Genomic DNA, 9,793 nt, shown 5'->3' on the forward strand with positions numbered 1-9,793 from the left:
GCCTGCCGAACCGCGCCGCGGCCCTGCGCGCCACCGAGTCGGCGCTGCACCGCGCGCGCCGCACCGGTGTGGTCGTCGCCATGATATTCATCGACATCGACGGGTTCATGGCCGTGAACGACACGCACGGCCACGCCGCGGGCGACCAGATCCTCATCGCCGTCGCCGACCGCCTGCGCCAGCAGGTGCGCGGCGGCGACACCGCCGCCCGGCTCGGCGGCGACGAGTTCGTCGTGCTGCTCGACGACTGCGGCTCCGAGCACCAGGCCGTCGCCATCGCCGAACGGCTCGTGGCCGCGCTGGCCGAACCCGTCGCGCTCGACGACACCACCACCGCGCGGGTCGGTGCCAGCGTCGGTGTCGCGCTCAGCCTCGACGGCGGTGTCGACGCCGACGCCCTGCTGCGCGACGCGGACGCCGCGGTCTACCGGGTCAAGGACACCGGCGGCCACCGCGTCGAGGTCTTCAGCGCGGCGATGCGTGACGAGATCACCGTCCTGCGCGACGTCGAGTCCGCGCTGCGCCGCGCGATCGACCGGCACGAGCTGGTGCTGCAGTACCAGCCGGTCGTCGACCTGCGGCGCCAGGCGATCAGCGGCTTCGAGGCGCTGGTGCGCTGGCAGCGTCCGGACGCCGACGCCCTGCCGCCCTCGGCCTTCCTGCGCATCGCCGAACAGTCGGCGCTGGTGTGCGAACTCGACCGCTGGGTGCTGTACGCCGCCGCGCAGGAGGCGAGCGCGTGGCCGGGCGACGTCAGTCTGACCGTCAACATCTCCGACCGCTCGCTGCGCCGCGGCGACCTCGTCGCTGTCGTCCGTGAAGCCCTCACCGGGACGGGCCTGCCGGCGCACCGGCTGCAGCTCGACATCCGCGAGTCGGCCCTCGCCGACGCCGGACGGGTGGCGCCGCAGCTCGACGCCGTGCGCTCGCTCGGTGTGCGCATCGCCGTCGACGACTTCGGCATCGGCCACCGCGAGCTCGACGACCGCGTGCTGCCGCTCGTCGACGTCGTGAAGACCCATCGCAGCGTGCTGGCCGACAGCGACGGCGCACTGCTCGAGTACGCGGTGCGGACGGCTGCCGCGCACGGTGTCGAGGTGGTCGTGGAGGGGGTCGAGCGCGACGAGCAGCTGCGCGCAGCCGCCGCGCTGCACTGCACGGCAGCGCAGGGCCACCTGCTCGGCCATCCGGTCAGCGCTGCGGAGGCGATGCGACGCCTGCAGCCGCGGCGGCGGCCACGGCCACGGCCACATGCTCGTGAACGGGGCGTCGAGCGATGTCTCGGCCGAGATCCGGTGGTGGCGCCGCTACCCCGGTGACGCGAGCGCGACACCGCGTCCGAGCCGATCGGCCCGCGCGGGGCGGGACCTTCGCACCAGATCGTCCCGAGGTCATGACGGGTTCTCATGTGTCGACCCCGTCGGCCGACGTGGTCGATGTGATCACGGGGCGACCAGCACGCCATCTCATGTGGTGGTTCGCTGCCGCATGCCTGGCCCTGATGGTCGCCTTCCTGATCGTGCCCGCCGGGCTGCCGCGCGACGCGGTGTACCAGGCGGTCAGTTGCGCCGCGCTGATGGCGATGGTCGCAGGCCTGCGCCGCAACAACCCGCCGCAGCGGTGGCCGTGGCGACTGATGATCCTCGCGCAGACCCTCTGGGTGATCGGTGACGCGCTGTCGACGTATCTGCCCGACATCGCGCATGACGACCGCTGGCCGAACATCTCCGACGCCGCCTATCTGGCCGCGTACCCGCTGTTCGCCGCGGGGCTCTTCCTGCTCATCGTCCAGCGTGGACTGCTGCGCGATCTGGGCGGCTTCCTCGACAGCGCGGTGCTCCAGACGGGGTGCACGCTGCTGATCTGGCTGTTGCTCGCCCAGCCGACCTACGCCGCCGACCAGTACTCGAACATCGCGGCCGCGGTGGGGCTCGCCTATCCGATCGGCGACATCCTGCTCGCCGCGCTCGTGATCGGTCTCGTGTCGACGTCGATGCCGCGGTCGCCGTCGTTCCGGTTGCTGCTGCTCGCGATCGTCCTGCTCGTGGCGGCCGACACCGGCAGCACGCTGCAGGGCCTCTGGTCGAGCTCGGGCGCCGACCGGTACGACCTGCTCTGGCTCGCGTCCTACCTCTGCTGGGGCCTCGCGGCGCTGCACCCGTCGATGCGAGACCTCGGCGCCCGCGAGCAGTCGACCGTCACCACCTTCTCCCGCACACGCCTCGTCGCGATGACCGTCGCGGTGCTCGTCGGCCCGGCCGCGCTCGCGGTCGAGAACGCCATGGGCCTCACCATGCACGTCACCGCGATCGTCATCGGCACGGTCGCGACGTTCGGCATCGTCGTGGCCCGCATGCGCCTGGTCATCAGCCAGCTCGCCGCGGCCTACGGCGAACGCACCGCACTGCAGGACGAACTGGCGCACACGGCCTCGCACGACGCCCTCACCGGGCTGTCGAACCGCGCCGACGCGATGCGGGCGATCACGGCCGCGTTGCAGCGGGCGCAGCGCGACGGCAGCACCACCGCCCTGCTGTTCATCGACCTCGACGGCTTCAAGGGCGTCAACGACACCTACGGTCATGCGGCCGGCGATCTGGTGCTGCGGGCCGTCGCGCACCGGCTCACCGACATCGTGCGCGGCGGCGACCTCGCTGCGCGCTTCGGTGGCGACGAGTTCGTCGTGCTGCTCGAGCGGCTCGCCGGCGAGCGCGACGCAGTCGTCGTCGCCGAGCGCATCATCGCCGCTGTCAGCGAGCCGATCGTCTTCACCGAGCAGACCACCGCCCGCATCGGCGCGAGCGTCGGGATCGCCTTCGCCCGCGACCACGACGTCGATGCTCAACGCCTGTTGCACGAGGCGGACACCGCCGTCTACCGGGTCAAGGCCTTCGGCGGCAACCGCGCCGAGATCTTCGACGACGGCATGCGCGCGGACATCGAGCGCCGGCTCGAGCTCGAGGCGGCGGTGACGAACGCCGTGCGCAACGACGAGCTCGTGCTGCACTACCAGCCCGTCGTCGCGCTCGACCGCGGCGAGATCACCGGTTTCGAGGCGCTCGTGCGCTGGCAGCGACCCGGGCACGGCATCGTCGCGCCGGCCGACTTCCTGCCCGCCATCGAGAGCCTGCCGGTCATCGACGAACTGGACGCGTGGGTGCTGCGCACGGCGACCCGCCAAGCCGCGGCGTGGAACGCCGAGGGCCGCGCGTTGACGATGGCCGTCAACATCTCGTCCCACCACCTGCGCAGCGCGGGCGTGGTCGAGGCCGTACGGGCCGCGCTGGACGCATCGGGACTCGCCCCCGACCGGCTGATGCTCGAGGTGGCCGAGACGGCGTTCGTCGACCACCAGGTCGCGGCGCAGCAAATCGCGAAGCTGCACGACCTGGGCGTCTCGATCAGCATCGACGACTTCGGCACCGGCTACAACTGGGTCACCCGGCTGCGGTTGCCGCACGCCGACGTCATCAAGACCGACCGCAGCTTCCTCGGCGCCCAGCAGGGCGGCCGGGCGCTGCTCGAGTACACGGTGCAGGTGGCACACGCCTTCGGCATCCCGGTCGTGGTCGAGGGCGTCGAGCGGGCCGAGCAGCTCGAATGGGTCCGCTCGCTCGGCTGCGAGTCGGCGCAGGGCTACCTGCTCGGTACGCCGGTGCCCGCCGACGAGGTCGAGCACCTGCTGGTCGAGGGCACCGGACTCACCCGCTCGGCCTGACCACTCCGTGCCGCGGCGTGCACAATCGCGGCATGGCCGACGCCACGAAGCACGCCCTCGACGACCTGATCGACGCGCTGCCGCCGGACACGGTGATCACCGACCCGGACGTCATCGCCTCGTACCGGCAGTGCTGGTCGCACGACCCGAACGCGGGCACGCCGCAGGCGGTCGTGCGCGCGAACTCGACCGCCGACGTGCAGGCCACGCTGCGATGGGCGTCGGCGACCGGTACGAAGATCGTGCCGCGCGGTGCGGGCACCAGCCTGTCGGGCGGATCGACCGGCGTCGAGGGTGCGGTCACCCTGAGTCTCGAGCGCATGCGCGACATCGTCATCGACTCGGTCACCCGCGTCGCCCACGCGCAGCCCGGCGCCCTGAACGCCGAGGTGAAGCAGGCCGCCGCCGCGCACGGCCTCTGGTACCCGCCCGACCCGTCGTCGTTCGAGATCTGCTCGATCGGCGGCAACGCGGCCACGAACGCCGGCGGCCTGTGCTGCGTCAAGTACGGCGTCACGACCGACTACGTGCTCGGCATGGAGGTCGTGCTCGCCGACGGCACCGCCCTGACCCTCGGCGGCCCGCGGGTGAAGGACGTCGCCGGGCTGTCGCTGACCAAACTGTTCGTCGGCTCGGAAGGCACGCTCGGCATCATCACCGCGCTCACGCTGCGTCTGCTGCCCGCGCCGCCGGTCGGCGCCACGCTCGTCGCCAACTTCCCTTCGGTGGACGCCGCCGCCCAGGCCGTCGTCGCGATCACCGCGTCTGTGCGCCCGGCGCTGCTCGAGCTGATGGACAACGGCTCGATCAACGCCGTCGAGGACATGCTCGCGATGGGCCTCGACCGCACGGCCGGCGCGCTGCTCGTCGCGCGGTCGGACGCACCCGGGCTCGCCGCCGACGCCGAGATCGAGGCGATGGCGACCGCCTGCACGTCGGCGGGTGCGGCCGAGGTGTTCACGACGACCGACCCGGACGAGGGCGAGGCGTTCCTCGTCGCCCGGCGCGCCGCCTTCCCCGCCATGGAGCGGCTCGGGTCGCTGCTGCTCGAGGACGTCGGCGTGCCGCTGCCGCAGCTGCCCGCGCTAGTGCGCGGCGTCGAGGCGATCGCGGCCGAGCGCGACACGCACATCGTGCTCGTCGCCCACGCGGGCGACGGCAACACGCACCCGATCATCGCCTACCCGCCGGGCGACGCGGAGGCCGCGGCGCGGGCCGAGCTCGCCTTCGCCGAGATCATGGAACTCGCCATCTCCCTCGGCGGGACGATCACCGGCGAGCACGGCGTCGGCCGGCTCAAGGCGCCGTGGCTGCCCGCGCAGCTCGGCCCCGACGTGATGGCGCTGACCCGGCGGATCAAGGACGCCCTCGACCCGCAGGGGCTGCTCAACCCGGGTGTCGTGCTGCCGGCCGTGCTGCCCGGATGACCGTCACCCTGCTCGTCCTCACCGCCGTCGTCGCGGTCGTCGACTGGGTCGCGGTGGACCTCGGCCGCACGCGGGTCGAGTTCGTCGCCAAGCCGCTCACGCTCGCGCTGCTGTTCGCCGCGGCCGCCGTCGGCGACCTGGGCCCGGCGCAGCCCTGGGTGCTCGCCGGGCTGGTACTCGGGCTTGCCGGCGACATCGCGCTCATGCTGTCGGACAAGGGCCGCACCGACCCGCCGTTCCTGCTCGGGCTCGGATCCTTCCTGCTCGGCCACCTCGCCTACCTCATCGGCTTCCTGCGTCACGGCACGCGCGGCATCGACGTCGCCGCCGGACTGCTCATCGTGCTCGGCGCCTTCGCGCTGGTGATGCCGGTGCTGCTGCGCGGCGCGGCCGCGCGGGCAGGCACGACGTTCGCGGGCATCGTCGCCGGGTACGGGGTGGCGCTCGGCGTCATGGCCGTGGCGGCCGCGGGCACCGGCGTCGTGGCGGTGGCCGTCGGCGGGGTGCTGTTCCTCGCGTCCGACTCACTGCTGGGCTACCAGCGCTTCGTGCGCACGGTGCCCCACGGCGACGTCGGCGTCATCGTCACCTATCACGCGGCGCAGTTCCTCTTCGTGGTCGGTCTGCTGCGCTAGCTACGCTCCGAGCGTGCCCCGTCGTCCGCAGCGTTCCGTCCCCGTCGTGCTCGTCCCCGGGTGGGAGGGCTCGGAGGAGGGCCACTGGCAGCGCTGGCTCGCCGGGCAACTGACCGAGGCCGGACGCGAGGTGCACTGGGCCGACCTCGGCGACGTCGACGACCCCTCGCTCGACCGGTGGCTGTCGGGGCTGCGCGCCACCCTCGCGCCGCTGCCCGCCGACGGGTTCGACCTCGTCGCGCACTCGCTCGGCGCCGTGCTGTGGCTGCACCACGCGGCCGACCCGGGCGACTCGCCGCGTCCGGCGCGCGTCGCGCTGGTGTCACCGCCCTCGCCGGGGACCACGATCGAGGCGATCGCGGAGTTCTTCCCGCCGCCGATCGACATCGACGCCGTGCGCCGCGCCGCCGACGGCACCGTGCTCGTCGCGGGCGACGACGACCCGTACCTGCCCGAGGGCATCGCCGCCGCCTATGCGACACCGCTGAAGATCGCGACGACCGTCGTGCCCGGCGGCGCGCACCTCAACACCGCCGCGGGCTTCGGCGAGTGGCCCGCGGTGCTCGACTGGTGCCGCCGCGACAACCTCGCCTTCTACTGACCCCCGCGATGATCACGACCACGGCCGAGCGAGAGACGGCCGAAGTTGTCGTACCCCTCGTGCACAGTGCGCTTCGACGGGCAAGGCGCGGCGAGCAGTAGCGGAGGGGCGACATGAGGATCTTGACGGCGACCAGTCAGGGGCAGGGCGGGCGGAGCAACGACTTCACCTGGACGTACGAGGGCGAGCTGGTCTGGCCAGGAGTGGTGTGCGGGCGCGACCGGGCGGATCCCGACGGCGGCTGCGGGTGCGGCCGGTCGTTCAGCGGGCTCAACTCGCACCGGGCGACGACGACGGCGTTGGTGCGCGACCTGCCGCTGACCGCGGCAGATGTGCGGGCAGCGCTGGCGGGCTATCTCGAGAGCGCCGGCTACCCGGCCATGACGCCGAGGACGCTCGCCGAGACGGTCGAGACGCTGCTCGCCGCCGTCGCGGAGTGGCCCGTCGGCGCGGTCATCGAGCGGCGGGGTGACCACCTGCAGCAGCGACGACCGATCCCGGCACCGTCGGACGGGTGAGCTCGACGCTCGTCGGCAGCCAGCCGGGCGGCGCGAACAGGTAGCCGAGCCGCTCGCGCCAGCTGCCGGCCCGCCGGACGTCGCGGGCGATGGCCGCGTACTCGTGGTACTGCAGCACGAAGGGGTTGTGGCTCTCGACGTTCTTGGTCAGGCCGTAGGTCGGGCGGTGCGTCTCTTCGGCGTACGAGCCGAACAGGCGGTCCCAGATGATCAGCATGCCCGCGTAGTTCTTGTCGAGGTAGTCACGGTCGCTCGCGTGGTGCACGCGGTGGTGCGAGGGCGTGTTGAAGACGAACTCGATCGGCGCCCACATGCGGTCGATCTTCTCGGTGTGCACGAAGAACTGGAACACGAGGTTGATCGAGAAGACGAAGAAGATCATCCACGGCGGCAGGCCGAGCAGCGGCAGGGGCACCCAGACGAGCAGCTCCCACCACGGGTTCCACTTCTGCCGCACGGCCGTCGAGAGGTTGAAGTGCTGCGAGTTGTGATGCGCCTGGTGGGCCGCCCAGAGGATGCGGACGCGGTGGGCGGCGCGGTGCTCGAGGTAGAAGAGCAGGTCGACGACCAGCACGGCGTACACCCACACCCACCAGCGGTGCGGGTCGAGGTGCCACGGGCTCACGCTGTAGAGCCACACGTAGGCCAGCAGCGCGCCGACGCGGGCGCCGCCGTTGACCACCAGCGAGCCGAGCCCCATCAGGATGCTCGCGCGGCTGTCGCGCAGCTCGTAGCCCCGGTACGGGCTGTCGTCCTCGAGGAACCGCAACGAGAACGCCTCGAGCGCCATGAACAGCACGAAGAACGGGATGGCGTAGGTCAGCGGTTCGCGCAGCGAATCGGACAGCATCTGCGCCTCCTCCGAACTTACTCACGGGTCAGTTTCCGGACGTGGACTTACCCTAGGGTAAGTTCGCGGTCATGTCCACGCCGGCCGGAGGCACCAAGGGGGTCCCCCGCGCCGAGCGCGAGCAGCAGATCGTCCGCGTGGCGATCGACGAGTTCGCCCGTGCCGGGTACGCCGGCGCCTCGGTCGCGGTCATCGCCCGGCGGGCCGGCATCTCGAAGCCGCTGGTCTACCAGTACTTCGGGTCGAAGGACGGGCTGTACTCGGCGTGCCTGCACAGCGTCGCCGACGGCCTGCTCACCCGGCTCGAATCGGCCGAGCGCAGCGTCGACGACTCGGTGGCCTCGCGCATTTACACGCTGCAGGCCGTCTTCGAGGCGCTCGAGCCGCAGCGTGCCGCGTGGCAGCTGCTCTATGACCCCAGCATGCCGACCGACGGACCGATCGCCGCCGCGGCCGCCGACTACCGCGAACGCACGCTGGCGATCGCCGCCAGCGGCTCGGCGCGGTTCCTGCGCGCCCGTGGCATCCGCAGCCGCCTGGACGCGTCCGCCCTCACCGCGATCTGGATGGGCATCGTCAGCGCGGCAGTGGCATGGTGGCTCGAGCATCCGGGCGAGTCGGCGAGCGAGATGACCGCGCGGTGCGAACGGCTGATCGGTGCGGTGCTGACCTGAACGTCACGGAACCGCGCCGGCGACGGCGACGAAGGCGGTTGTGTGGCACTGACAGCACGGGTCGAGGCATGGCGGGCCGGCGGCGAGATCGTCGAGATCGGGCACCGGCGGATCTTCGTGCACCGCACGGAGGCCGACGGCAGCGGTGACGGCGGGCGCCCGCCGGTCGTGCTGCTGCACGGCTTTCCGTCGAGCAGCTACGACTGGCGCGGCGTCATCGCCGCGCTGCCCGACCGCCGCACGCTGGCGTTCGACTTCCTCGGCTTCGGCCTGTCCGACAAGCCGCGGGACGCCACCTACTCGCTGCTGTCGCAGGCCGACCTCGTCGAGGCGGTGGTCGACCGCTACCTCGACGGGCCGGTCACCCTGGTCGCCCACGACATGGGCACCTCGGTGACGACCGAGCTGCTGGCCCGCGACCTCGACGACGCACTCTCGCTCGAGCTCGGGTCCGTGCTGCTGTTCAACGGCAGCATGGTCATCGAGAAGGCGCACCTGACCCGCAGCCAGCGCATCCTGCGCGGCCCCCTCGGCCCGGTGCTCGCGCGGGTGTCGTCGTCGGTGGCGTTCCGGCAGGAGTTCCAGCGGCTCTTCTCGGCCGGGCACCCGCTCAGCCGCGCCGAGGCCGACGACCAGTGGGCGCTGCTCGCGCACGACGGCGGCAACCGCATCCTCGACCGGCTCATCCACTACCTCGGCGAGCGCACGACCTACGCCGAGCGCTGGCACGGCGCCCTGCGCGACTGGAAGGGCGACCTGCGCCTGGCGTGGGGGCTCGACGACCCGGTCGCGGTCATCGACGTGCTCGAGGCGGTGCGCGACCTGCGGCCGGACGCGCCTGTCACCCGCTGGTCGGGACGCGGCCACTACCCGCAGATCGAGGACCCTGCTGCCGTCGCCGCCCTGATCCGCGAGCTGTGAATCAGTCGCCCGTCGGCCGCTTGGCGCGGGTTCGTTCGACGCGGGCCGGTAACTCGTCGTCCGGCGGGTAGGCGACCTCGACCAGTGTCAGCCCGTGCGCGGGCGCGACCGAGACCTCCTGCGCCCGCACGGATCCCGCCAGCAGCGAGGCCGGCCAGTCGACGGGTCGTCGTCCCTCACCCACGGCGAGCAGCGCCCCGATCAGCGAGCGCACCATCGAGTGGCAGAACGCGTCGGCCTGCACGGTCGCGACGAGCTCGGCACCGGTGCGCACCACCTCGAACCGTTCGAGCGTGCGGATCGTCGTGCCCTCGGGACGGAACTTGCCGAACGCGGCTACGTCGCGCAGCCCCACCCGCCGGTGCGCGGCCGGGTGCTTGGGCGCGGGTTCGAGCGGGGGCGGCCCGCCTAGCACGAAGCGTGGGCGCAGGGCATCGACCCCACCCACC

At 72.4% G+C, this 9,793-nt stretch carries 9 protein-coding genes and 1 pseudogene; 8 read left to right on the forward strand and 2 right to left on the reverse strand.

Annotated features, from left to right (window positions below):
* From ACTHMS_RS19695 to ACTHMS_RS19720, 6 genes are all read left to right on the forward strand, one after another.
* Window positions 1–1,319, forward strand: a 1,319-nt coding sequence (locus ACTHMS_RS19695; protein WP_440308363.1) for a putative bifunctional diguanylate cyclase/phosphodiesterase, incomplete at its 5' end; no start/stop codon positions are given.
* Window positions 1,320–1,468: 149 nt separating this feature from the next.
* Window positions 1,469–3,718: a putative bifunctional diguanylate cyclase/phosphodiesterase gene (locus tag ACTHMS_RS19700; RefSeq protein ID WP_440308364.1), complete on the forward strand. Its 2,250-nt coding sequence runs from the start codon at window positions 1,469–1,471 to the stop codon at window positions 3,716–3,718.
* Window positions 3,719–3,750: 32 nt separating this feature from the next.
* Entirely contained in the window at window positions 3,751–5,145 is a 1,395-nt protein-coding gene (locus tag ACTHMS_RS19705; RefSeq protein ID WP_440308365.1) for an FAD-binding oxidoreductase, read from the forward strand.
* Window positions 5,142–5,780 (forward strand): lysoplasmalogenase family protein, encoded by a 639-nt coding sequence (locus ACTHMS_RS19710; protein WP_440308366.1) that lies wholly within the window; start codon window positions 5,142–5,144, stop codon window positions 5,778–5,780. Before ACTHMS_RS19705 ends, ACTHMS_RS19710 begins: the two co-directional genes overlap by 4 nt.
* 13 nt (window positions 5,781–5,793) lie before the next feature.
* A complete protein-coding gene (locus tag ACTHMS_RS19715) occupies window positions 5,794–6,381 on the forward strand; it encodes an RBBP9/YdeN family alpha/beta hydrolase (protein ID WP_440308367.1) in 588 nt (195 codons plus the stop codon).
* A 113-nt stretch (window positions 6,382–6,494) separates the two neighbouring features.
* Complete coding sequence (locus ACTHMS_RS19720; RefSeq protein WP_440308368.1) at window positions 6,495–6,899, forward strand: DUF7715 family protein; 405 nt, start codon at window positions 6,495–6,497, stop codon at window positions 6,897–6,899.
* Here ACTHMS_RS19720 and ACTHMS_RS19725 read toward each other — a convergent pair.
* The gene (locus ACTHMS_RS19725; RefSeq protein ID WP_440308369.1) at window positions 6,835–7,749 is read right to left on the reverse strand and encodes a sterol desaturase family protein; all 915 of its coding nucleotides are present in this window, start codon (window positions 7,747–7,749) and stop codon (window positions 6,835–6,837) included. The genes ACTHMS_RS19720 and ACTHMS_RS19725 overlap by 65 nt on opposite strands.
* Before the next feature lie 71 nt (window positions 7,750–7,820).
* Between ACTHMS_RS19725 and ACTHMS_RS19730 the strand changes: the two genes are divergently transcribed.
* Both ACTHMS_RS19730 and ACTHMS_RS19735 read left to right on the forward strand, forming a co-directional pair.
* Complete coding sequence (locus ACTHMS_RS19730; protein ID WP_440308370.1) at window positions 7,821–8,423, forward strand: TetR/AcrR family transcriptional regulator; 603 nt, start codon at window positions 7,821–7,823, stop codon at window positions 8,421–8,423.
* Window positions 8,424–8,465: 42 nt separating this feature from the next.
* Window positions 8,466–9,344 (forward strand): alpha/beta fold hydrolase, encoded by an 879-nt coding sequence (locus ACTHMS_RS19735; RefSeq protein ID WP_440308371.1) that lies wholly within the window; start codon window positions 8,466–8,468, stop codon window positions 9,342–9,344.
* A 1-nt stretch (window position 9,345) separates the two neighbouring features.
* Here the strand turns inward: ACTHMS_RS19735 and ACTHMS_RS19740 are convergent.
* Window positions 9,346–9,793: pseudogene (locus ACTHMS_RS19740) on the reverse strand (tRNA pseudouridine(38-40) synthase TruA); the annotation flags it as partial.

It is taken from the genome of Jatrophihabitans sp. (assembly GCF_051960575.1).
In the GTDB taxonomy this organism is placed as follows: Bacteria; Actinomycetota; Actinomycetes; order Mycobacteriales; family Jatrophihabitantaceae; genus JBQCEE01.

Excerpts from the sequence above, each read along its gene's own strand:
- ACTHMS_RS19700 (WP_440308364.1), top strand. The coding sequence starts at position 1,469 with ATGTGGTGGTTCGCTGCCGCATGCCTGGCCCTGATGGTCGCCTTCCTG.
- ACTHMS_RS19710 (WP_440308366.1), top strand. The coding sequence starts at position 5,142 with ATGACCGTCACCCTGCTCGTCCTCACCGCCGTCGTCGCGGTCGTCGAC.
- ACTHMS_RS19720 (WP_440308368.1), top strand. The coding sequence starts at position 6,495 with ATGAGGATCTTGACGGCGACCAGTCAGGGGCAGGGCGGGCGGAGCAAC.
- ACTHMS_RS19730 (WP_440308370.1), top strand. The coding sequence starts at position 7,821 with ATGTCCACGCCGGCCGGAGGCACCAAGGGGGTCCCCCGCGCCGAGCGC.
- ACTHMS_RS19725 (WP_440308369.1), bottom strand. The coding sequence starts at position 7,749 with ATGCTGTCCGATTCGCTGCGCGAACCGCTGACCTACGCCATCCCGTTC.
- ACTHMS_RS19705 (WP_440308365.1), top strand. The coding sequence starts at position 3,751 with ATGGCCGACGCCACGAAGCACGCCCTCGACGACCTGATCGACGCGCTG.